The sequence below is a fragment of the Nonomuraea cypriaca genome, from assembly GCF_015645445.1.
GTDB lineage: Bacteria > Actinomycetota > Actinomycetes > Streptosporangiales > Streptosporangiaceae > Nonomuraea > Nonomuraea cypriaca.
In genome coordinates, this window is sequence record NZ_JADOGI010000065.1 from 1 (window position 1) to 22,884 (window position 22,884).

Genomic DNA, 22,884 nt, shown 5'->3' on the forward strand with positions numbered 1-22,884 from the left:
GGCGGGGCGGCGCGGTCGAACGGGACCTCGCGGGACGGCCCATCGGCCCCGCGTGAGTACGCGGTTTCGGAAGAGCGGGTTGGTCCGTCGGCCCCGCGTGAGTACGCGGTTTCGGAAGGCCGGGATGGCGTGTCCGCCCCGCGTGAGTACGGGGTCTCCGAAGAGCGGGACGGCCCGTCGGACCCTCGCTGGTACGCCTCCGATGAGCGGGCCGGGGAGTTGTAGCCGACCGCCGGCTCCTCGGGCTCGCGGCGCACCACCGACGGGAACGGCAGCGCGTCGGACGTCAGCGGCGGCACCGGCTGCAGCTTGGCCACGCGCGGTGCGAACGGCGTCACCGTCGTGTCCTCCACGGCCGCCGGATCCGGGTCGAAGTCGGCCGAGGACAGCCGCATGGCCTCGTCGTCGTGCGGCGTCACGTGCCGCTTGCGTGGGTCGAAGAGCCACTCGGCGTGCCGCGTGTGACCGTTCCACACGTAGCCGAGCTTGACCCGCCACAGGCCGTCGTCGCGCTTGGCGGAGTCCCAGTCGATCTCGTCGGTGGGCACGCCGCGCCTGGTCAGCCGCTCGGCGACGAGCTCGCCGAGGGTGGGGCCAGGGGCGGACTCCCCGGGCATGCGGACGGACACCCGTTGCGCTTGCTGAGCGACGTACTCGCGCTCTTGCAGCACCGGTCCCTCGAACCAGCGGACGCGCTCGACCGGGATTCCGGCGGTCGCGGCTATTTCCTCCGCCGTCTCTCCGGCTCGGATGCGGGCCTGGATCTCCTTGGGACGCAACGGACTCTCCACTTCGATCTCGTACTGGCCGAGACGGGAGAAGTTGCCGCGGACGGCAGCACGGAGCCGGTCGTCCACGGGAAGCGTGAAGCGCGTACCTCGTCCGGCAGTAGCCAGCACGAGATAGGTGCCGTCCTCACTCACCGCGACGAGTCGGAGCTCCTGCATGCGAGTCCCTTCGTCAGCGTCGCCATTCTTCCCCCGGACCCTTGAGTCTCTCGCGTGTGCCGGTTGCCTGCCAGCACCGTACCCGGCATGTCCGAACATCGCCTTCCTGGGATAGCCCCGGGGCGATGTGACGCCGGTCACATTTGTGGAATCCATCCCGCTATTGCCCGCCGTCGCGCACGGGGAGGCCAGCGGCCTCTGACGGATTCTGGCGGATCTCCGCGTCTCCCGTGGTGCACTTGAGCCAGGAGGCCAGGACCGACGGGTTCGCGGACGGATGGCGTTCCAGGTGGCGGGCGGCGGTCGCGGCCAGGTGCGGGGCCCACTCCGAGTATGCCGCCCCGCCCGGCATCACCCGGCAAGAACCGATACCCGAGCCCGAGCCCGACCCGGTGGCGGTACCAGAGTCCGTGCCCGTGCCCGTGCCCGTGCCCGTGCCCGTGCCGGTGCGCGTGCCCGAGCCGGTGCCGGAGTCCGAGCCGGCTGCGCTGACCACGAACACGCCCGACCGCACCAGAGCCGACATGGCCGCGCCGAGCGCGGGCGAGCCGCCGTGGTCGGAGATGGACAGGTTCGCCACGGACGGGCCGCGCGCGTGCCGCTGGATCCAGTCGAGCCCCGCCAGCACCTCCGCCAGCGTCCCGTACCCCGAGCAGCCGAGGACGCGTACGGAGACGATCCTCGCCTGGGGAGCCGTCGCGTGGACGCGGCCGGCGACGCGCGTGCCGTGGCCGTCGCAGTCGCGGCCGGCGCCACCGGTGGCGTCGAAGGCGCGCCAGGCCCGGTCGCCGAACTCGGCGTGGCGGGCGTCCACGCCGCTGTCCAGGACGTACACGGTGGTGCCCGCGCCCGTGGCATCACCGGGGATCGGACGGACGGCCGCGTGGACAGGCGCCGCGTGGATCCGGTGGTCGGGCTCTATCGCCAGGACGCGCGGGTCGGCCCGCAGTTCGGCCAGTTCGGCGGCGGTGAGGAAGGTGGCGAAGCCGGGCAGTGCCGCGGCGTAGTAGCGGCGTACCCGCCAGCGCACCTCGCCGACGAGATCGCGGGCCGCCGCCCGCCCGCGCGCGACGACGACGTAGGGCCGGGTGGGTTCGGTAGAGGCCGGGCGCAGAGCGAGTCCTGAGGCGGGTGTCATGGCCAGCGGTACGGCGGTCGTGGCGGCCGTCGCCACAGCCGCGGCGAGGTACACGGAGGGCAGGCCGAGTCGTCGGGGCACGAGTTACGAGGGTGCCCGTGACCAGCCGGGACAGGCAACGTGACACGCCCTCACAGCCGTTAACACGCCGGCTCTTTACCTAACACGGGCGCTCAGCCGAGTACGACGTCCAGGTGGTCGTTGGTGAACAGGCGTCGCGGGTCGAGCCGGTCACGCAGGGCCAGGAAGTCCGCGAAACGCGGATACGCCGTGCCCAGGTACGCCGCGTCCCTGGTGTGCAGCTTGCCCCAGTGCGGCCGCCCCTCCAAACGCGTCATGATCTCCTCCACGCCCTCGAAGTAGGCGGGGTTCGGCGTGGGGCGGTAGACGTGGCAGGCGATGTACGCCGACGCCCGTCCGTACGCGGTCGACAACCACGCGTCACCGGCCGGCGTGACCCGCACCTCCACCGGGAAGGTGATCTTCCAGTCCATCAGCTCGATCAGGTCCCGCGTCTCACGCAGCGCCTGGGCGAGCCGCTCGCGCGGGACGGCGTACTCCATCTCCAGGAAGCGCACGTCCCGCCGCGCCGTGAACACCTTGTACGAGACGTCCACCGATTCGGACTCCCCGAGCGCCGCCGCGCTGATCTCGTTGATCCGCGGGATGAGGGAAGGAAAGCGGGCACCGGCCGCGCAGGCGGCCCCGAAGACGGTGTTCTCCAGGAACACGGTGTCCAGCCAGTGCCGGAACGCGCCAGGCGGCCGGGGCGGGCCCGGGTTCCTGTTGCCGGTCTTGACCAGGCAGGCGTCGGTGTGCGGCAACCAGAAGAAGTCGAGGTGCTCGTTCGCGGAGGTCATGGCGTCGAGTGAGCCGAGGATCTCGCCGAGTGTCATCGCGCGCCGCCTGTGGTGCAGCAGGAACGCGGGCTCCACCAGGAACGTCACCGCCGTCAGCACCCCGAGCACCCCCAGCCCCACCCTGGCGGCGTCGAACAGGTCCTCGCCGGGCCGCGCGGTCGTCACCGAGCCGTCGGCGAGCACCAGCTCCAGCTCGGCGACCTGGTCCGCGAGCCCGCCGCTGTCACGTCCGGTGCCGTGCGTGCCGGTCTGGATGGCGCCGGCGACGGTCTGCTCGGTGATGTCGCCCATGTTCGCCAGGGCCAGGCCGCGCTCGTGGAGCTGCTCGTTCAGCGCCCGCAGCGGCGTGCCGGCCAGGACGGTGACGCGGTCGCCGGCGTACGACCTGATCCCGGTCAGCGCGCCGGGGCGCAGCATGATGCCGTCGGTGAGGGCCACCCCGGTGAAGGAGTGGCCCGTGCCGACCATGCGGACCCGCCGCCCGGAGGCTGCGGCGTCCCGCACGGCGCGTACGACGTCCGCCACGGACGCCGGAGTACGCACCTCCGCGGGGGTGCCCGACTGGTTGCGCGCCCAGTTCACGAAGGCCATGAGCACCCTCCGGAGGCTCGTTCCGTCAAACGCGAACGATACTTCCTACTGCGCCCAGCCCTCGGGAAGGGGGAAGACGTCGCCAGGCTCCAGCTTCTCACTCTTGATCACGTCGGACACGGTGACCAGGTGGTAACCCTTGTTCTTCAGGGTCTTGATGAGGGCCGGCATGCCGTCGACGGTCTGCTTGACCCAGTCGTGCATGAGGATGATGCCGTTGGGCTCGGCCACCGCGAGCGTCTGCTTCTGGATGGCCTCGACGTTCTTGCTGCTCCAGTCCTGCGAGCCGGCGGTCCACAGGATGATCGGCATGTCGAACTCGGCCGCGATGTCGGAGACCTGCAGGTCAGCCAGGCCGTACGGCGGGCGCAGCAGCTTGGGCTCGACGCCCGCCGCCTTCTTGACGGCGTCCTGCGTTTTCTGGATCTCGCTCTTGATCTTGCCGGCGTCACTCTTGGTGAAGTCGGGGTGGCTGTAGCTGTGGTTGCCGAGTTCGTGGCCCTCGGTGACCATGCGCTTGACGTAGGTGGGACGGCTCTTCGCGTACTGCCCTTCGAGGAAGAACGTCGCCTTGGCGTCGTACTTCTTCAGGGTGTCGAGCAGCGTGCCCGCGTACTTGCCCGGCCCGTCGTCGAAGGTCAGCGCGATGCACTTGACCTGCGTGCAGTCGACGGGTTCCTTCTTGGGAGCCTGCGCGAAAGCGGGTGCCGGTGCCAAGGTGACACAAACAGCCGCAATGGCCAGAATTGAACTGATTTGTCGGGACATAAATAGAGCTTCCAATGTGATGGGTGTTGCGAGGGATGTCCTGACGGTAGCGGATCAGCTCTTCGCGGGTGAAGAAGCCTCGGGAAGTCTCAGCAAACCCGAACCTCCGATTCCCACCACCACGGCCAGCGCCGCCGCGCCGAGCGCGAAGGTGTAGGCGTTGGACGCGCCGTACGCCTCCGTGAGCCGCCCGCCCGCCCACGCGCCGGCCGCCACGCCGAACCCGATCGAGGTGGAGATCCACGCCATGCCCTCGGTGAGCAGGGACGGCGGCACCAGCCGCTCGGTCAGCGAGAAGCCCGTAATGAGCGTCGGGGAGATGGCGAACCCGGCCACGAACAGCGCCACCGCCATGACCCACACGTCGCCGATGAACGTGATCGGCAGCAGCCCCACGACGAACACGCCCAGCGCCCGTACGAACCGGCCGCGCAGCGAGATCCTCCAGTGCCTGGACCCGAACCACAGCCCCGACACCATCGAGCCGCCCGCGAACGACGCCAGCAGGAACCCGGAGGCCGCCTTCACCCCCTGCTCCTCCGCGAACGCCACGGTGATCAGATCGACCGAGCCGAACACCGCGCCCAGCGCCAGATAGACGCACGACAGCAGGGCGATGCCGGGGATCAGGATGGGCGTGCCGGAGGCCGACTTGACCTCCTGGACCGGCGGCTGCGTACGCCGCTGCGCCGCCAGCACGAGACATCCGGCGAACATGCAGATCAGGGCCACGATCAGGCCCGCGTACGGGTTCACGCCGGTGGCCAGCACCGTGACCAGTGCCGGCCCGGTGACGAAGACGACCTCGTCGACGACCGACTCGAACGCGAACGCGGTGTGCAGCCTGCTGGTGCCGCCGTGGATGACCGTCCAGCGGGCGCGCACCAGGGAGCCGATGGACATCGAGGTGGCCCCGATGAGCAGGCCCGAGGCGTACAGGGTCCATTCGGACAGTTCGAAGGCGGTGCAGAGCATGAGGGAGGCCAGCCCGAGCGCGTTCAGCACCGCGAACGGGGTGATCACCCGGCTCTGCCCGAACCTGTCCGCCAGCCGGCTCGTCAGGGGAGCGGCGAACGCGTAGGCCACGTTGGTGCTGGCGGCGACCGCTCCGGCGGTGGCGTACGAGCCGGTGAGCGTGGAGATCAGCAACACGATCCCGATGCCGAGCATGGACATCGGCATCCGCCCGACGAATCCGGCCAGCACGAACCCCTTGACACCGGGCCCATCGAAGATCCCCCGGTAAGGCCCGAGCACCCTGTTTCCTCCTTACGTTCGGCAGCTAACCATTACGCACCGAGTGTCATAGGAGCAAGTGTTTATCGGGAGAGTGGGTTAACGTGTCCCGAGTGTCCGGTCTTCCCTCGTTGCGCGCGGTCATACTCATGATCACCGCCGTGCTCGTGGTCTCCGCGGCCGCGGGCGGCCTCGCCGTGATCCTGGACGGTGACCTGGTCAGAACCGCCGAAGAGCCCGTACGCAGGCCGCAACCGAGGCAGGAGCCCGCACCCCGCCTCGACCAGCTCGTGCCCACCGCCGAGCCGGTCAAGGACTTCGGCGCGGGCGGCCCCGGCGTCACCGTCACGCCGCCGCGCGTGCTGGCGATCGCCCCGGCGACGGTGGCCGACGCGATCAGGCTCAAGCTGGGCGAGCTGGAGCAGGTGCAGAAGGCGATCGTGGTGGACGCGGGCGCGGTCAAGGTCTCCGGCACCGCGCTCAACCTGCTGGCCGTCGACCCGGCCGACTTCCGGTCGTGGACGCCGCAGCCCGTCGCCGACCAGCCCGCCGTGTGGAGCGCGCTGGCCAGGGGCGAGCTGGTGGCCGACTCGGGCGCGATGCGTAAGTTCGGGATGATCCTTGGCGCCATGTACCAGGTGGACGGCGGTCCCAGGCTGCGCGCTGCGGCGTCGGCCACGCTCGGGCTGAAGGGCGTGGACGGACTGGTGAGCGCGGACTTGGGCCGGTCGCTGGGGTTCGCGCCCGGGGTCGCGGTATTGCTGCACGGCAAGCCCGGCAAGATCAGCGAGTCGCGGGTGCACAAGCTGCTCGGCAAGGGATCCCAGGTCGTGATGCTGGACGCGGCCGACCGCGTGCCCAAGCAGCGGGAGCAGCAGAAGCAGGCGACCGTGAACGTGGGCAGGCCCGGCAGCTACCTGGAGCTCTACCAGGCCTCGGCCACCCGCTGCCCTGGGCTGTCGTGGACCGTGCTGGCCGCGATCGGGCAGGTGGAAAGCGGGCACGGACGCAACAACGGCCCGTCGAGCGCGGGCGCGCTCGGGCCGATGCAGTTCATGCCCGCCACCTGGAAGCACTACGGCGTGGACGGCGACGGCGACGGCAAGAAGGACATCTGGAGCCCGTACGACGCCGTGCCGGGCGCGGCCGGTTACCTGTGCGCCAACAAGGCGGGCGAGGGCGGCGAGAGGCTGCGCAAGGCGATCTGGTTCTACAACCACTCGTGGGACTACGTGAACAAGGTCATGGGCCTCGCGGAGGCGTACGCGCGCACCTACGCCTGAGGCGGCTGAGGCGCTTGAGGTCTTCGGCGGGGCGGCGGGCAGCAGGTGAGCGGGCATGGGGCGGGCTCGGGCTCGTCCATCAGCTCGCGGACCATCCGCACGAAACGCGGGTGCGTGCCGGCCGTCGCCGCTCGCTCCATGGGCAGGCCCAGCTCGGTAGCCACGTCCCTGGCCTCGGTGTCGAGGTCGTAGAGGACCTCCATGTGGTCGGAGACGAACCCGATCGGCACCAGCACGACCGAGCGGGCGTCCGTCTTGCGCAGGAAGTCGCAGACATCCGGCTCCAGCCACGGCACGTGCGGCGGGCCGCTGCGCGACTGCCACACCAGGTCCCACGGCGTCGTGCGGCCCAGCGCCTGGTTGACCAGCTCGGCGCTCCTGCGGATCTGCGCCTCGTAGAGACCGCCGGACGGGCCGGCCGTCTCGGCCATGGAGACCGGGATGCTGTGCGCGGTGAACACGAGCCTGGCGTCGTCGCGGCCGAGTCGCTCCAGCGCCGCGCCGGTGTGGTCGGCCATCGCGGCCACGAACCCGGGGTGGTCGCCGAAGTGGCGCATCTTGACCAGCTCGGGGCCGCCCTCGATCGAGATCCTGGCGATGTCCTCGTAGTACTGACGGCAGCTGGAGTAGCCGGCGAACGCCGATGTGGGGAAGACGGCCGCCTTCCTGACGCCGTCGGCTTTCATCCGGCGCACGGTGTCCTCGCCGAACGGTCGCCAGTTGCGGTTGCCCCAGTAGACCGGCACGCCGGCGATCGGGCGCAGGGCCTCGATCAGGTCGCGGTTCTGCTGGTTGATCGGGCTGACCCCGCCGAAGTGCTGGTAGTGCTCGGCCACCTCGAGCAGCCGCTCGCGCGGCACCCCCCGGCCTCGGACGACGTTCTCCAGGAACGGCAGCACGTCGTCAGGGCCCTCGGGCCCGCCGAACGACAGGACCAGCAACGCGTCGTAGCTTCCCACGTGATCCAGCGTATGCCGCAGGGAGGTCGCCCTCGTACCCGGCGAACCTCGCACTCTCTCCGAACCGCGCAGGTTACGGGTGCCGATGTTTCTTCTCGCGAGGTAAGTTCGGTCGGGTGAGCGCATTTAACGACATACGTGACTATGTGGCCATTCCCCGGGTTCTCTCGCTGAGACTCTCGCCAGACGGCTCCAGGCTGGTCTCGACGGTTCAGTCCCTCAATCCCGACGGCAAGTCCTTCGGCACCGCGCTCTGGGGGCTCCCGATCGACGGCGAGCCGTACCGGCTGACCCGGTCGGCCAAGGGCGAGACGGCCGCGGTCTTCACCGCGACAGGGGACGTGCTGTTCACCTCCGCCCGCCCCGACCCCACCGTCAAGGACGCCGGCGACGAGGTGCCCGCGCTGTGGCTGCTGCCCCGCGCGGGCGGCGAGGCCCGCCAGGTGGCCACCCGCCCGGGCGGCATCGGCGCCGTACGCACGGCCGCCGACGTGGTCGTGTTCACCGCCGACGTGCTCGACGGCGAGGAGGCGGCCGAGGAGGAGAAGCGCAAGGCCCGCAAGGACGCCGGGATCAGCGCCATCCTGCACGACGGCTACCCGGTCCGCTACTGGGACCACGACCTCGGTCCAGGCCGGACCAGGCTGTTCGCCGCCAGGCTCGGCGCCGACCGCCTGGAGGACGTGCGCGACCTGACCCCGGACGCGGGGGACGCGCTGCGCGACGCCACGTTCGAGCTCACGCCGGACGGTGCCACCGTGGTCGTCACCTGGCGCGCGTACCTGCCGAAGGGCGAGTGGCGTACCGACATCGTGGCCGTCGACGTGGCCACGGGGGAGCGGCGCACGCTCCTCAGCGAGGAGCGCCACGACCACACGCACCCCATCGCGATCTCCCCCGACGGCACCCGGGTGGCCTGCTCACGCGAGCGTCTCACCGGGCCGGACGTCTCGGTGCGCAGCGACCTGTGGATCGCCGACCTGGCCACGGGCGAGGGCCGCGGGTACGCGCCCGGCCTGTTCCCCGCGGACATCGCGTGGGCGCCGGACTCCTCGGCCGTCTACATCGTCGCCGACCACCAGGGCCGCCGGCCGATCTTCCGCGTCCCCGTTGACGGGGAGGCGGCGGTCAGGCTCACTCAGGACGACGCCGCGTACGCCGCGCTGAACGCCTCCGAGGACGGCCGCTTCGTCTACGCCCTGCGCAGCGCCATCGACCTCGCGCCCGCCCCGGCCAGGATCGACGCCGTCACCGGCGAGATCACCGACCTGCCCGCGCCCGCGCCGCGCCCCGAGGTGCCGGGAACGCTGACCGAGATCTCCGCCACCGCCGACGACGGCGCCACCATCCGCGGCTGGCTCGTGCTGCCGGAAGGCGCCCGCGCCGACGCCCCCGCGCCGTTCCTGCTGTGGATCCACGGCGGACCGATCGGCTCCTGGAACGACTGGCAGTGGCGCTGGCAGGCCTGGATCATGGCCCAGCACGGTTACGCCGTGTTGATGCCCGACCCGTGCCTGTCCACCGGCTACGGTCAGGAGATGATCGACCGCGGCTGGGGCAACTGGGGCCCGCGCACCCACGCCGACCTCGACGCGATCGTGGACGTGGCGCTGGCCAGGGACGACATCGACAGCGAGCGCATCGGCGCGATGGGCGGATCCTTCGGCGGCTACATGGCCAACTGGCTCGCCGGCCACACCGACCGCTACAAGGCCATCGTCACCCACGCCTCACTCTGGAACCTCGACCAGTTCGCCGGCACCACCGACGCCTCGATGTACTGGCAGCGCGAGTTCGGCGCGCCCGGCTCCGAGCGGTACGCCCTGCTGTCCCCGCACCACGGGCTCGACAAGATCACCACTCCGATGCTCGTCATCCACGGCGACAAGGACTACCGCGTGCCCATCGGCGAGGCGCTGCGCCTGTGGTGGGACCTGCGGCGCACCGAGGTGGAGTCGAAGTTCCTGTACTTCCCCGACGAGAACCACTGGATACTCAAGCCGGGCAACGCCGTCGCCTGGTACGAGACCGTGCTCGCCTTCCTCGCCCAGCACGTGCTCGGCGAGGAGTGGAAGCGCCCGGACTCGGTGGCCTGATGACGGACTTCCTGCGACTGGCCGAGGACATCGCCCGCGAGGCGGGGGACATGATCCTCGCCAAACGGCCCACGATGTCCGAGGAGATCGAGACCAAGTCAAGTCCCACCGACGTCGTCACCGCGCTGGACACGGCGTCGGAGGAGCTCATCCGCGAGCGCATCCTGGCCGCCAGGCCCGGCGACAGGATCCTCGGCGAGGAGGGCGGGGAGGCGCCCGGCGAGTCCGACGTGCGCTGGATCGTCGACCCCATCGACGGCACCGTCAACTTCCTGTACGGCCTGCCCGACTGGGCGGTGTCGATAGCCGTCGAGGTGAAGGGCCAGGTCGTGGCCGGAGTCGTCAACGTGCCCATGCGCGGCGAGGTCTTCACCGCGGCGCTCGGCGAGGGCGCCAGGCTCGGCGGCGAGCGGTTGCGCTGCAACACCGGGGTGCCGCTCGCGCAGGCGCTGGTGGCGACCGGGTTCGGCTACTCGGTGGCCAGGCGGGCCGTGCAGGGCGAGGTGGTCGCGGCGGTGCTGCCGCGCGTACGCGACATCAGGCGCGGCGGATCGTGCGCCATCGACATGTGCTCGCTCGCGGCCGGCCGGGTGGACGCCTACTACGAGCGGGGCGTCAACCACTGGGACTTCGCCGCGGCGGGGCTGGTGGCGACGGAGTCGGGCGCCAGGCTCGGCGGGCTGCGCGGCCGGCCGGTCAGCCCGGACTTCGCGCTGTGCGCCGCCCCCGGGCTGTTCGAGGAACTGCACGATCTGCTGGCGCCGCTCGATCCTGAGCGTGACGCCTGACGTTCTGACGGTATGCGAAACGGCCGGAGCCAGGCTCCGGCCGTTTCGCGTGGCTAGCGGGGCAACGGAACACCGTGATCGTCGGCTATGCGGCGCAGGTCCTCGATCTCGGCGGTGAGTGTGTCGGCGAGGTAGTCGTCGCCGACGCTGCGTGCCTCCCGCAGGCCTTCGTAAGCCTGGTCGAGGCGGTGTTCAATGGTGGTCGTGAACTCGCCCATCTCACCTACTCTCTACGCGTTCGATATGGGCTTGGGGTGAAGCGTCCCCATTGCCGGGCAATGGGTGTCCCGCAGGCATACCCCGGCGGGTCGCGTTCCGAAACATTAATTTCGCCATGCCGTGTCTTACGGGTGTGTCGCGGGGGTCTCCCCGGCCCTCACCGGGGGCCACCCACCCCTTGACATGCCTTACCGTGCGCTTATCGACGCTGTGGGCAGAATGGGTGCCCAGAATCGGAGAGAGGTGCCAGGCGTGCGAGTGCTGGTGGTGGAAGATGAGCGGGTGCTCGCCGACGCGATCGCGACCGGGCTGCGGCGCGAGGCGATGGCGGTGGACGTGGCGTACGACGGCGGCGGCGCCCTCGAGCGGACCTCCTACATCGACTACGACGTGATCGTGCTGGACCGTGACCTGCCGGTCGTGCACGGCGACGAGGTCTGCCGCCGGCTGGTGGAGGAGCGGACCGCCTCGCGGATCCTGATGCTGACCGCCTCAGGCGACGTGGACGACAAGGTGGAGGGGCTCGGTCTGGGGGCCGACGACTACCTGGCCAAGCCGTTCGTGTTCGTCGAGCTGGTCGCCAGGGTGCGCGCGCTCGGCCGCCGCTCCGCCCCCGCGTTGCCGCCGGTCCTGGAGCGGGGCGGGATCCGCCTCGACCCGGGCAAGCGGCTGGTGGAGCGGGACGGCAGGGAGGTCGTGCTGACCAAGAAGGAGTTCGCGGTCCTGGAGGAGCTGATGCGGGCGGAAGGCGCCGTGGTCAGCCAGGAGGACCTGCTGGACAAGGCCTGGGACGAGAACATCGATCCCTTCACGAACGTGGTCCGGGTGACCATGATGACGCTGCGTAAGAAACTGGGCGAGCCTCAGGTGATCGAGACTGTGCCCGGGGTTGGGTACAAGTTGTGACTGAACGGCCGGATCATGAAGCGGGGCCGACGCATCCCATGATCAGCCCGCATTCCGCGCGGAAGACGACGCGCGTGCAGGAGGCGCCGCCGCCCAGCGGCCCGCCCGCCTGGGACGGCCCGCCCCCGCTCGCGCACGCGCCGGTCCAGCGCAGCACCATGGATCTCGTGAAGGCGCTTCCCGGCAAGGTCAGCATCCGCTGGCGGCTGACCCTGACCTACAGCCTTCTGTTCTTCGTGGCCGCGGCGGTGCTGCTGTTCTCCGTCTACGCCATCGTCGGCAGGGCGATCGCGGAGGCGTGGCTGCCGCTGAACACCGACGGGTTCGATGCGGTTCGTGCCACGATCCTGCAGAATCAATGGAGCACGCTCAGGCAGCAGGCGGTGGAGAGCGCCCAGGGCGCGCTCTTCCAGAGCTCGCTGATGGCGCTGCTGGGCGTGGGCCTGCTGGCGCTGATCCTCGGCTATTTCGTCGCCGACCGGGCGCTGCGGCCGGTGGCGCGGATGACGGGAACGGCGCGCAAGCTGTCGGAGAGCAACCTGGCCCACCAGCGCATCGCCCTGGAGGGCCCCAGCGACGAGCTGAAGGAGCTGGCCGACACCTTCGACGCCATGCTCGCCAGGCTCAACGTCGCCTTCGACACCCAGCGCAGATTCGTGGCCAACGCCTCCCACGAATTGCGGACCCCCCTCACCATTAACCGGACGGTCCTGGAGATCGCCCTGTCGGATCCGGCGGCGTCAGAGGATCTCAAAGCGCTTGGCCGTACCCTCCTCGAAGTCAACGCGCGTAACGAGAAGCTCATCGAGGGACTGCTGTTGCTCGCCAGGAGCGAACGCGAACTGGCTGTGCGCAAACCGCTCGACGTTCAGGAAGTCGCTCAGACGGCGGTGGAACAGGTCCTGCCCTTCGCCAGGGAACACGGGGTCACCGTGACGACCGAACTGGTCAGCGCGCCTACCATAGGCGATCCGGTGCTGCTGGAGCGCTCGGTCAGCAACCTGCTCGAGAACGCGGTGAAGTACAACATGCCCGAAAACGGAAAACTGTGGATCCGTACGGGAATGGTGGACGGTGCCTTGGTTGTTCAGGTGGCCAACACGGGGCAGCATGTCCCGGCGTACGAGGTGAACAGCCTGTTCGAACCGTTCAGGAGGCTCCATGCCGATCGCGTGGATTCGGCCAAGGGATCGGGTCTCGGGCTGTCCATCGTCCGTGCGGTGATCCAGGCACACGGGGGAAACGTGACCGCGGTGCCGCGTGATGGCGGGGGACTGGTCGTGACCATTCGGCTTCCGAGGAACTGACCTGTACGGTGCTCCGGTGTGTTCGCCCGCGTGTTGATGTACGGGGGGCGTCTCGTTCTCGCCGTACATGTGGTTGGATGTGCCGTCGAACACGGTGGTGCACGACGCCAAGGCTGTGGGTTTCGCCATATTTGGCTAACCATTGCCATCGGCAGCAGGCCCTGACGTGTTGGGAGGTTCGTTGCTCGTTCTCCCGGGGTACCGATGGGAAATCTCCCCGGCGGAACGGGCACAAGATGGGCCTCCCGGACGTTAGAAGACGCGCGATGAGCGCGAAGACATATTGATGAGGGGGATGGAGTAAGCACAATGGCTACCGACTACGACAGCCCGCGCAAGACAGAAGACGACCTGGGGGAGGACAGTCTCCAGGAACTCCAGGCGCGGCGCACCGACAAGTCGTCAGGCAGCATCGACATCGACGAGACCGACCTGGCCGAGTCGCTCGAACTGCCCGGTGCGGATCTGTCGAACGAAGAGCTCTCCCTGCGGGTGATCCCCCGTCAGGCCGACGAGTTCACCTGTTCACGCTGCTTCCTGGTGCATCACCGCAGCCAGCTGGCCTCCGAGAAGAACGGTCAGCAGGTCTGCCGCGAATGCGCCGCCTGACATCGAAGGAGCTCGGGGCGAGCGATCCTGGCGACCCCTGAGCGAGCGCGACCAAGAGGACGGAGGCATCGCGTGGCCGTACCGGAGAAGGACCGTCAACCGGGCAACGAGATCGCCGACCCCGACAAGGAGGTCGGCGAGCTCGTAGAAAGACTCGCCACGCCCGGAGACCTCGAGCCGGCCGAGCGGCGCAGGCTGCTCGGCCGACTCGCTCAGGCTCTGTCCGCCGGGGCGAAGCGGGCCCGCAGGACCGGTGCCGGCCGGGGACGCTGGCTGGCCGACGTCTTCCTCAACATCGCACCCCGCATCCCGATCCGGGACCTGCACACCCTTTCCGAGCATCATCACGGCCTGACCGGCGAGGAACTCGCCGACGACCTGGTGCGGACCGCCCAGAAGGCCACCATGACCGTCGGTGCCATCGGCGGAGCGCTCGCGGCGGCCGAGTTCGCCGCCCCCCCTCTCCTGCTCTCCGCTCCGGCGCAGCTCGTGGCCGAGACCATCGTCGTCGCCGCCATCGAGGTCAAGCTCCTGGCCGAGCTGCACGAGGTCTACGGCGTAAGCGTCCAGGGCTCAGGCGCGCAGCGCGCGGTCGCCTTCACGGCCGCCTGGGCCAAGCAGCGCGGCATCGACCCCCTCGCGCCCGCCTCCGTGACGCTCGCGCTCGGCGTGGCCACCAAGACGGCTCTGCGCAACCGGCTCATGCGCACACTCGGGCGCCACCTGACCACGCTCGGCCCCTTCCTCACCGGAGCGGTCGCGGGCGGCACGCTCAACCGGATGGCCACGAAGCGGCTCGGCGCGGCCATCCGCAACGACCTGCGCATCAAGCAGCCGGAGCGGTACGACCCGCCGCGTGCCGAGGTCGAATCCCGCCGCCCCGACGAACTCAACCCCTGACCACTCCGTGCCCTGATGTCACACCGACCCCCGCAGACCCCCGAACGTCATTTTGAGCAGCGCGTCCGCCAGGTCGTCCGGCGAACCGCCTGGCGCCGGACGGTACCACTCGGTGATCGAGTTGACCGTGCCGAACAGCAGCCGGGTCACCAGCGCCGGATCCAGGTCGGGCCGGATGCTCCCGTCCGCCGCCGCCTCCGTGACCAGGCGGCCGATGAACGTGTCGAACTCCCCGCGCCGCTCCAGCGCCGCCTGCTCCGTCCGGCTGTTGCCGCGCACCCGCAGCAGCAGCGTCACGTACGGGAGCCGGTCGATGAGGATGCGGACGCTCTGCCGAACGACCCACTCCAGCCGGTCGATCGCGGGACCCGCGGCGGCGCGCTCGTCGGCGACCATCTCGAACAGCCCGTCCAGCGCCCGGTCCAGCGCCCGCGCGAGCAGCTGCTCCTTGCCAGGCACGTGGTAGTAGATGGCCGACTTGGTGACGCCGAGCGCCCTGGCCAGGTCCTCCATGCTGGTCCCGTCGTAGCCGCGCTCGTTGAAGACGTCGACCGCGATGGAGAGCACGGACTCGGGATCGTGCCCGCGCCGGCGCTGACGGGTGGGGGTCGGGGTGGCCATATGCCTAATTATCCCTGTTCGCCAGCCCTCGCTGGTCGATGACGCGTTTGAGCTTGCCCACCGAGCGCTCCAGCGTCTCCGGGGCCACCACCTCGACGTCAACGCGTACGCCGACCGTCTCCCTGACCGCCCGGCGCAGCGCCAGACCCGCCTCGTCCCGGTGCTCGACGCCGGGCCGCGCCTCGACCATGACCGTCATCACGTCCAGGCGCTCAGGGCGGGTCAGGAGCAGCTGGAAGTACGGTGACAGGCCCGGCGTGCGCAGCACGAGCTCCTCGATCTGGGTCGGGAACACGTTCACGCCGCGCAGGATGATCATGTCGTCCGTGCGCCCTGTCACCTTCTCCATGCGCCGGAACGCCGGCCTCGCGGTGCCGGGCAGTAACCTCGTCAGGTCGCGCGTGCGGTAGCGGATGACCGGCATGGCCTCCTTGGTGAGGCTCGTCAGGACCAACTCGCCCGCGTCGGCGGGCTCGCCGGTGACCGGATCGACCGTCTCCGGGTAGAAATGGTCCTCCCAGACGTGCAGGCCGTCCTTGCTCTCCACGCACTCGTTGGCCACGCCGGGGCCCATCACCTCCGACAGGCCGTAGATGTCGACGGCGTGCAGGCCGAAGCGGTCCTCCAGCTCCGCGCGCATCCGCTCGGTCCACGGCTCGGCGCCGAAGATCCCGATCCGCGGTGAGGAGGCGCGCGGGTCCAGGCCCTGCGACTCGAACTCGTCGAGCAGGGCCAGCATGTACGACGGCGTCACCATGACGATGTCCGGACGGAAGTCCGTGATCAGCCGGACCTGGCGGGCCGTCATGCCGCCGGAGACCGGCACCACCGTGCAGCCCAGCCGCTCGGCGCCGTAGTGTGCGGCCAGGCCGCCGGTGAACAGGCCGTAGCCGTACGCGACGTGGACGATGTCGCCGGGGCGGCCGCCCGAGGCGCGGATCGAGCGGGCCATGACCTCCGCCCAGGTGTCGACGTCCTTCCTGGTGTAGCCCACGACGGTGGGCCGGCCCGTGGTGCCGCTTGAGGCGTGGATCCTGACGACCTGCTCGCGCGGGACCGCGAACATGCCGAACGGGTAGTGGTCGCGCAGGTCCTGCTTCGTGGTGAAGGGGAACCCGGCCAGGTCTTCGAGGTCCTTGCAGTCGCTCGGATGCACGCCCGCGCTGTCGAATTTATCCCGATAAAGCGGGACATTTGTGTAGGCGTAGCTGAGTGTCCATCGCAGCCGTTCGAGCTGGAGCGCCATGAGCTCGTCACGTGACGCCCGCTCGATCGGGTCGAGCTGCTCCGGCGTAGGGGGGTCGCCGAGTCCCACTTCACCGCTCCTGTCTCAGTTCCCTGCTGCGGCCGCGGAACTCCGCGACCACCTGGCCGTCCGATCTGCGTACCGTGATGTCGTAGATGCCGCTGCGGCCGTAGCGGGTCCGCTCGGCGGCCTCGGCCACCAGCACGTCGCCCGCGCGGGCGGGGGAGACGAACGTGATCTCCGCGCCCGCCGCCACCGTGACCGGACCGTGGGTGTTGCACGCGCAGGCGAAGGCCGTGTCGGCGATCAGGAAGACGTAACCGCCGTGGCACAGGTCGTGTCCGTTGATCATCTGGCCCGTCACGGTCATGCGGCACGCCGCCCGGCCCTCGCCCAGCTCCGTCAGCTCGATGCCCAGAGCGGCGGAGGCGGTGTCGGCGGCCATCATGCGACGCGCGCTCTCCAAGGCAGGTCTCCCTTGTCAACTGACCGAATGTTCGGTAAACACTTCACCGTCCGGCCGATCCCTGTCAAGAGGGTGAGCAACATGTTCGAACAGCACCGCGACACTCTGGAGAAGGCTCTGTCCGCGATAGCGGAGCGAGGCTACTGGAGCGCCTATCCGGAGTCGCCGAGCCCGCGGGTCCACGGCGAGGGAGCGGCAGAACGCGGCAAGGAGGCGTTCGAGTCGTATCTCGGCAAGCCGTTCCCGCTCGACCAGCCGGGCACCGGGGCCTGGATCGGCGCCGAGCGGTCGCCGTACGGGATCGACCTCGGCATCACCTACCCGGAGCCGGTCGCGGAGGAGCTGGTCCGCGCGGCCACCACGGCGCTGCCCGCCTGGCGCGACGCCGGGCCCGACACCCGCGCGCTGACCTGTGTCGAGATCGTCGATCGGATCCACCGGCGCAGCTTCGAGCTGGCCGGCGCGGTGCAGCACACGACGGGGCAGGCGTTCGTGATGGCGTTCCAGGCGGGCGGGCCGCACGCGCAGGACCGCGCACTGGAGGCCATCGCGTACGGCTACGCCGCCATGACCTCCTCGGCCGCGACCGCCCGCTGGGAGAAGCCGGCCAAGGGCGCCCCGCTGGTCATGGACAAGCGCTTCACCGTGGTGCCCAGGGGAGTGGCGCTGGTGATCGGCTGCAACACGTTCCCGACCTGGAACGCGTACCCGGGGCTGTTCGCCTCGCTGGTGACCGGCAACCCGGTGATCGTCAAGCCGCACCCGCGCGCCGTGCTGCCGCTCGCGATCACTGTGCTGATCGCCCGCGAGGTGCTGGCCGAGGCCGGTTTCGACCCCGCGCTCGTGTCGCTGGCCGTGGAGGAGGGCCGGGGCCTGGCCAAGACGCTCGCCACCCACCCGGACGTCCGCATCGTGGACTTCACCGGCTCGACGGAGTTCGGCGAGTGGCTGGAGCGCAACGCCACCCAGGCGCTGGTGCACACCGAGAAGGCCGGGGTCAACACGATCGTCGTCGACTCCACGGCCTCCTGGCGCGGCATGCTGGGCAACCTGGCGTTCTCGCTGTCGCTCTACAGCGGCCAGATGTGCACCGCGCCACAGAACATCCTCGTGCCCGCCCACGGCATCGAGACCGACGAGGGGCACAAGAGCTTCGACGAGGTCGCCGCCGGCCTGGCCGCGGCCGTGGGGAAGCTTCTCGGGGACGACGCCCGCGCGGTCGAGCTGACCGGCGCCATCGTCAACCCCGGCGTGCTCGCGCGCGTGGAGGCCGCCCCCTCGCTCGGCGACGTGGTGCTGGAGTCGCGGGCGCCCAAGCACCCGTCCTTCCCCGACGCGGTGGTCAGGACACCGGTGATCGTACGCGTGGATCCGTCCAGGACCGACGTGTACGGCCACGAGCACTTCGGGCCCATCTCGTTCGTCATCCCGACCGGCTCCACCGAGGAGAGCCTCGACGTGCTGCGCGACACGATCAAGGCCCGCGGCGCGCTGACCGCCGCCGCCTACTCCACTTCCGAGGACGTGCTCGGCCAGGCCGAACGCGCCGCCGTCGACGCGGGCGTCAACCTGTCGTGCAACCTCACCGGCGGCGTCTTCGTCAACCAGTCGGCCGCGTTCAGCGACTACCACGGCAGCGGCGCCAACCCGGCCGCCACCGCCTCGCTCACCGACCCCGGCTATGTGGCGGGCCGCTTCCACGTGGTGCAGTCGAGGCGTCCGGCATGAGGCCGTCGTGAACGTGGCGGTCATCGGCGGCGGGCGCATGGGGGCGGGGATCGCGCAGGTCTTCCTGGCCAGGGGCGATCACGTCACCGTTCAGGAGCCGCGGGCCGAGGCGGCGCGGCGGCGGATCGCCGAGGGGCTGGCCGTCGCCGAGTCCAAGGGCGTGGCGGACAAGGAGGCGGCGCTGGCCCGGCTGACCATGGGCACCGTGCCCGCAGAGGCGGAGCTGGTGATCGAGGCGGTGCCCGAGGATCCCGCGCTGAAGGCCGACGTGCTGGGCGAGGCGGAGTCGCGGGTCTCCGCGCAGACCGTCCTGGCCTCCAACACCAGCTCGCTGTCCATCGCCGAGCTGGCCGCCGCGCTGCAGCGTCCAGAACACCTCATCGGCCTGCACTTCTTCAACCCGGTCCCGGTCCAGCCCCTGGTCGAGATCGTCGTCACCCCGTCCACCCCAGGCGACGTGCTGGAGCGGGCCAGACAGTACGTCGAGCGTCTCGGCAAGACGAGTGTGGTGGTCAACGACTCGCCTGGCTTCGCCACCAGCCGGCTGGGCGTGCTGCTGGGCCTGGAGGCCATCCGCATGGTGGAGGAGGGCGTCGCCTCGCCCGAGGACATCGACGCCGCCATGGCGCTCGGCTACGGACACCCGATGGGGCCGCTCAGGCTGAGTGACCTGGTGGGGCTCGACGTCCGGCTGGCCATCGCCGAATACCTGCACGCCAGGCTCGGGCCCCGGTTCGAGCCGCCCAGGCTGCTGCGGGACAAGGTCGCCGCCGGAGAACTGGGCCGCAAGAGCGGAAAGGGGTTCTATCAGTGGTGACGCTCGGCCGGGGATGCGGAGCATCTCCGCAGGTCAGGGTTGGGGGGTCTCTTCCATTGTTCGGGGTATGCGGGGTGTCCCCGCAGGCCGGGGTGTCCCCGCAGGTGCAGGTCGTCGTGATCGGTGCGGGGCCGGTGGGGTTGAGTACGGCGCTGTTGCTGGCCCGGTGGGGGGTGCAGGTGCTGGTGCTCGACCGGCGGCCGGGACGGGACTCGACCGGGTCGAAGTCGATCTGCCAGCAGCGTGACGTGCTCGACATCTGGGCCGCCGCCGGCGCGGGCCGGGTGGCCGAGGAGGGCCTGGCCTGGACCACCGCCCGCACCTACTACCGGGACCGCGAGCTGTTCTCCTGGTCGTTCGAGCGCGAAGGGACGCTGCCGGCGTGCGTGAACATCTCGCAGGCGCGCACCGAGCGGATACTCGACGAGGCCGTCGCCGCCCAGCCGCTCATCGAGGTCCGCTGGAACCACGACGTCACCGGCCTCACCCAGGACGCCTCCGGCGTGACGGTCCACTGCGGCCAGCGGTTGCTGCGCGCGTCCTACGTGGTGGCCTGTGCGGGCGCCCGCGCCCAGCAGGTACGCCAGGCGCTCGGCGTCACGTTCGACGGCGAGGCGTTCGACGACCAGTTCCTGATCTGCGACATCAGGGCCGACCTGCCCGGATGGGAGAACGAGCGCCGCTTCTACTTCGACCCCGTCTGGAACCCCGGCCGCCAAGTGCTCATCCACCCCTGCCCGGAAGGCACGTACAGAATCGACTGGCAGATAGCGCCGGACTTCATCCCAACAAAAACGGATATTTCGCGAAAAATAAGACAAATCATTGGGGATCGGCCGTACGAACTGCTCTGGCACAGCACCTACCGCTTCCACTCCCGGATCGCCTCCCGCATGCGCGTCGGCCGCGTCCTGCTGGCCGGCGACTGCGCCCACCTGCTGGCCCCGTTCGGCGCGCGCGGCCTCAATTCCGGCGTGCCCGACGCCGAGAACGCGGCCTGGAAGCTGGCCTTCGCGCTCAACGGCTGGGCGGGGGAGGGGTTGCTGGAGTCGTACCACGCCGAGCGGCACGCGGCGGCGCTGGAGAACCTGGAGGTCACGGCCGCCACTCTGCGCTTCCTCGTGCCGAAGACGGTGGAGCAGCGGATGCGCAGGCGGGCGGTCCTTGAAGGGGGTGTGGCCGAGGAGGTGGACTCGGGGCGGTTCGCGGAGCCGTACTGGTACGTCGGCTCGCCGCTGACCACGCCGTCGCCTGAGCGGCCTTTCCACGGCCGGCCGCCGAAGGGGAGGTCGTGCGAACCCGCGCCCGGCGTGATCCTTCCGGACCTGCCCCTGCCCGGCGGCAGATTGCGGGAGATGTGCCGTGACGGTTTTCTTGTACTACTGGGTGATATGTGCGATTCGGGTTTGTTTGTGCAGGTCCTGGGCAAGGTCATTACGGCGCCGCTCGCCGTACGCGAGCTCGCGGAGATCGATGGGACCGGCTCGCTCGCCGAGAGGCTCGGCGCCGGGCCCGGTGAGGCATGGCTCATCAGGCCCGATGCCCATATCGCCGCGATCATCCCCCATGCGGGGCCGGAGTCGGTGGTGGCCGCTGTGAGCCGCGCTCTCGGCGGCTCTCCTGACGACCCTTGAGCCCTTAGGAGGACTGCGTGACTGGCCGTAGCTCGTTTCTGATCGTCGCCAACCGGCTGCCGGTGGACCGGAGGATCGAGCCCGACGGAACGGCCTCGTGGCGCAGGAGTCCCGGCGGACTCGTCACCGCGATCGCCCCGGTGATGCAGCGCCGCCACGGAGCCTGGGCCGGGTGGCACGGGGCGCCCGACGAGAAGCTGGAGCCGTTCGAGCAGGGCGGGATGAGCCTCATCCCGATCCCGCTGTCGGACCGCGAGGTGGAGCTCTACTACGAGGGCTTCTCCAACGCCACCCTGTGGCCGCTCTATCACGACGTGGTGGCGCCGCCGGTGTACCACCGCCGGATGTGGGAGGCGTACCGGACGGTCAACGAGCGCTTCGCGACCGCCGCCGCCGAGGCCGCGGAGGAGGGCGCGGTCGTCTGGGTGCAGGACTACCAGCTCCAGCTGGTGCCCGCGATGCTGCGCAGGCTCAGGCCTGACCTGCGGATCGGGTTCTTCCTGCACATCCCGTTCCCGCCGACCGAGCTGTTCTGGCGGCTCCCGTGGCGCAAGGACCTGGTCGAAGGGCTGCTCGGGGCCGACCTGGTGGGCTTCCAGCTGCCCGGCGGGGCCTCGAACTTCCGCCGGTTGTGCCGACGGCTGCTCGGGCTGCCGTACAAGGGGAACGAGATCTTCCTGGATGACCGGGTGGTGACGACGCAGGCGTTCCCGATCTCCGTGGACTTCGCGCAGCTCGACTCGATCGTTCGCGAGCCACACATCATGGCGCGCGCCAAGGAGATCAGGGTGGAGCTCGGCGACCCCGAGCACGTGCTGCTCGGCGTGGACCGGCTCGACTACACCAAGGGCATCGGGCAGCGGCTGGAGGCGTTCGGCGAACTGCTCAAGGACGGGCGGCTACGGCCGAACGAGGCCGTGTTCGTGCAGATCGCCACGCCGAGCAGGGAGCGGGTGGAGGAGTACCGGCGGCTGCGCGACGACATCGAGCTGCAGGTCGGCCGGATCAACGGCGAGCACGCGCAGCTCGGCTACCAGCCCGTGCAGTATTTCCACCAGTCCTACGACCACGAGGAGCTGGCCGCGCTCTACCTGGCCGCCGACGTGATGGTCGTGACCCCGCTGCGCGACGGCATGAACCTGGTCGCCAAGGAGTACGTCTCCTGCCACCACGACCTGCACGGCGCGCTGGTGCTCAGTGAGTTCGCCGGGGCCGCCGACGAGCTGCGGCAGGCGTATCTGGTCAACCCGTACGACGTCGAGGACGTCAAGCGCCAGATGCTGGCCGCGATGCGGGCCACGCCGCACGAGCTGGCCCGGCGCATGCGCACCATGCGCCGCCGGGTGGCCACCTACGACGTGGACCGCTGGGCGAGCGAGTTCCTCAATGCTCTTGAGACACCTGCTTCACAGACTTCCACGCGTCGTAGCGCTTCTTGGCGGTCCGGTTGACCACGATCTGCGCCACGGACATGCCGACGCCCATGAGGACCGCGTAGCCGATCGCCTCCCCCAGGCTGACCTCGGATGAGTCGGTGTCGACGGGCGGCTCCTTCCCGGTCGCCTTCACCCAGACGTATGCGAGGATCTTCCTCGCCGCCCACGCGGTCGCCAGGCCCGTCAGGCCGCCGATGACCCGCCAGGCGACGTCGGGCTTGTCCTCCGCCATGCCGATCTCCCTTCCCGTAGGTTACGAACACTAGTCTGTACCGCCTGTAGGGCTGCGAAGCCGTACCATAAGGAGGCATGACTCAACAGCGACTACA

Annotated in this window: 22 protein-coding genes; 11 read left to right on the forward strand and 11 right to left on the reverse strand. The window is 70.0% G+C overall.

The genetic code is table 11. From position 1 onward, the window contains the following. The 5 genes from sepH to ITP53_RS22065 all read right to left on the reverse strand — a co-directional run. A partial coding sequence (gene sepH, locus ITP53_RS22045) for a septation protein SepH (RefSeq protein ID WP_195897319.1) occupies positions 1–947 on the reverse strand: 947 nt, incomplete at its 3' end. Positions 948–1,107: 160 nt separating this feature from the next. Continuing rightward, positions 1,108–2,166: a S8 family serine peptidase gene (locus tag ITP53_RS22050; protein ID WP_195897320.1), complete on the reverse strand. Its 1,059-nt coding sequence runs from the start codon at positions 2,164–2,166 to the stop codon at positions 1,108–1,110. Positions 2,167–2,258: 92 nt separating this feature from the next. Continuing rightward, entirely contained in the window at positions 2,259–3,536 is a 1,278-nt protein-coding gene (locus ITP53_RS22055; protein WP_195897321.1) for a D-arabinono-1,4-lactone oxidase, read from the reverse strand. 45 nt (positions 3,537–3,581) lie between these two features. Further along, on the reverse strand, positions 3,582–4,253 hold the full coding sequence (locus ITP53_RS22060; protein WP_236051072.1) for a polysaccharide deacetylase family protein: 672 nt from the start codon (positions 4,251–4,253) through the stop codon (positions 3,582–3,584). 105 nt (positions 4,254–4,358) lie between these two features. Continuing rightward, positions 4,359–5,561: an MFS transporter gene (locus ITP53_RS22065; protein ID WP_195897323.1), complete on the reverse strand. Its 1,203-nt coding sequence runs from the start codon at positions 5,559–5,561 to the stop codon at positions 4,359–4,361. Between the two features lie 92 nt (positions 5,562–5,653). Here ITP53_RS22065 and ITP53_RS22070 point away from each other — a divergent pair, with 92 nt between their 5' ends. Continuing rightward, positions 5,654–6,823 (forward strand): lytic transglycosylase domain-containing protein, encoded by a 1,170-nt coding sequence (locus tag ITP53_RS22070; protein WP_195897324.1) that lies wholly within the window; start codon positions 5,654–5,656, stop codon positions 6,821–6,823. Here ITP53_RS22070 and ITP53_RS22075 read toward each other — a convergent pair. Further along, positions 6,814–7,782 carry a ferrochelatase gene (locus tag ITP53_RS22075; protein ID WP_328815343.1) on the reverse strand — a complete coding sequence of 323 codons (969 nt, stop codon included), beginning with the start codon at positions 7,780–7,782 and terminating at the stop codon, positions 6,814–6,816. The two genes, ITP53_RS22070 and ITP53_RS22075, sit on opposite strands and share 10 nt — an antisense overlap. 116 nt (positions 7,783–7,898) lie before the next feature. Between ITP53_RS22075 and ITP53_RS22080 the strand changes: the two genes are divergently transcribed. After that, positions 7,899–9,878 carry a S9 family peptidase gene (locus ITP53_RS22080; RefSeq protein ID WP_328815345.1) on the forward strand — a complete coding sequence of 660 codons (1,980 nt, stop codon included), beginning with the start codon at positions 7,899–7,901 and terminating at the stop codon, positions 9,876–9,878. Further along, a complete protein-coding gene (locus ITP53_RS22085; RefSeq protein ID WP_195897326.1) occupies positions 9,878–10,666 on the forward strand; it encodes an inositol monophosphatase family protein in 789 nt (262 codons plus the stop codon). The genes ITP53_RS22080 and ITP53_RS22085 overlap by 1 nt, the downstream gene beginning before the upstream one ends. Positions 10,667–10,719: 53 nt before the next feature. On the opposite strand, the gene ITP53_RS22090 is transcribed toward ITP53_RS22085, so the two are convergent. Further along, a complete protein-coding gene (locus ITP53_RS22090) occupies positions 10,720–10,884 on the reverse strand; it encodes a hypothetical protein (protein WP_195897327.1) in 165 nt (54 codons plus the stop codon). A gap of 253 nt (positions 10,885–11,137) precedes the next feature. Here ITP53_RS22090 and ITP53_RS22095 point away from each other — a divergent pair, with 253 nt between their 5' ends. From ITP53_RS22095 to ITP53_RS22110, 4 genes are all read left to right on the forward strand, one after another. Further along, positions 11,138–11,791: a response regulator transcription factor gene (locus ITP53_RS22095; RefSeq protein ID WP_195897328.1), complete on the forward strand. Its 654-nt coding sequence runs from the start codon at positions 11,138–11,140 to the stop codon at positions 11,789–11,791. 38 nt (positions 11,792–11,829) lie between these two features. Next, the gene (locus ITP53_RS22100) at positions 11,830–13,098 is read left to right on the forward strand and encodes a sensor histidine kinase (protein WP_195897329.1); all 1,269 of its coding nucleotides are present in this window, start codon (positions 11,830–11,832) and stop codon (positions 13,096–13,098) included. Between the two features lie 309 nt (positions 13,099–13,407). After that, entirely contained in the window at positions 13,408–13,707 is a 300-nt protein-coding gene (locus ITP53_RS22105) for a DUF4193 domain-containing protein (protein WP_195897330.1), read from the forward strand. Between the two features lie 72 nt (positions 13,708–13,779). Further along, positions 13,780–14,607 carry a hypothetical protein gene (locus ITP53_RS22110; RefSeq protein WP_328815348.1) on the forward strand — a complete coding sequence of 276 codons (828 nt, stop codon included), beginning with the start codon at positions 13,780–13,782 and terminating at the stop codon, positions 14,605–14,607. Positions 14,608–14,625: 18 nt separating this feature from the next. Here the strand turns inward: ITP53_RS22110 and ITP53_RS22115 are convergent, their stop codons facing one another. The 3 genes from ITP53_RS22115 to paaI are packed head-to-tail and all read right to left on the reverse strand — an operon-like array spanning position 14,626 to position 16,922. Continuing rightward, complete coding sequence (locus tag ITP53_RS22115; RefSeq protein WP_195897331.1) at positions 14,626–15,228, reverse strand: TetR/AcrR family transcriptional regulator; 603 nt, start codon at positions 15,226–15,228, stop codon at positions 14,626–14,628. 4 nt (positions 15,229–15,232) lie between these two features. Further along, a complete protein-coding gene (paaK, locus tag ITP53_RS22120) occupies positions 15,233–16,543 on the reverse strand; it encodes a phenylacetate--CoA ligase PaaK (RefSeq protein ID WP_328815351.1) in 1,311 nt (436 codons plus the stop codon). A gap of 1 nt (position 16,544) precedes the next feature. After that, entirely contained in the window at positions 16,545–16,922 is a 378-nt protein-coding gene (gene paaI, locus ITP53_RS22125; RefSeq protein ID WP_195897354.1) for a hydroxyphenylacetyl-CoA thioesterase PaaI, read from the reverse strand. Positions 16,923–17,021: 99 nt separating this feature from the next. Here paaI and paaN point away from each other — a divergent pair, with 99 nt between their 5' ends. The 4 genes from paaN (at position 17,022) to ITP53_RS22145 (ending at position 22,570) form a co-directional block, all read left to right on the forward strand. Continuing rightward, entirely contained in the window at positions 17,022–18,668 is a 1,647-nt protein-coding gene (paaN, locus tag ITP53_RS22130; RefSeq protein ID WP_195897332.1) for a phenylacetic acid degradation protein PaaN, read from the forward strand. Then, positions 18,622–19,485 (forward strand): 3-hydroxyacyl-CoA dehydrogenase family protein, encoded by an 864-nt coding sequence (locus tag ITP53_RS22135; protein WP_195897333.1) that lies wholly within the window; start codon positions 18,622–18,624, stop codon positions 19,483–19,485. Before paaN ends, ITP53_RS22135 begins: the two co-directional genes overlap by 47 nt. Positions 19,486–19,559: 74 nt before the next feature. After that, positions 19,560–21,119 carry an FAD-dependent oxidoreductase gene (locus tag ITP53_RS22140; RefSeq protein ID WP_328815355.1) on the forward strand — a complete coding sequence of 520 codons (1,560 nt, stop codon included), beginning with the start codon at positions 19,560–19,562 and terminating at the stop codon, positions 21,117–21,119. A 17-nt stretch (positions 21,120–21,136) separates the two neighbouring features. Then, positions 21,137–22,570, forward strand: a complete 1,434-nt coding sequence (locus ITP53_RS22145; protein ID WP_195897334.1) for an alpha,alpha-trehalose-phosphate synthase (UDP-forming) — start codon at positions 21,137–21,139, stop codon at positions 22,568–22,570. On the opposite strand, the gene ITP53_RS22150 is transcribed toward ITP53_RS22145, so the two are convergent. Continuing rightward, positions 22,503–22,787 (reverse strand): DUF4235 domain-containing protein, encoded by a 285-nt coding sequence (locus tag ITP53_RS22150; RefSeq protein ID WP_195897335.1) that lies wholly within the window; start codon positions 22,785–22,787, stop codon positions 22,503–22,505. The genes ITP53_RS22145 and ITP53_RS22150 overlap by 68 nt on opposite strands. Between the last annotated feature and the right edge of the window lie 97 nt (positions 22,788–22,884).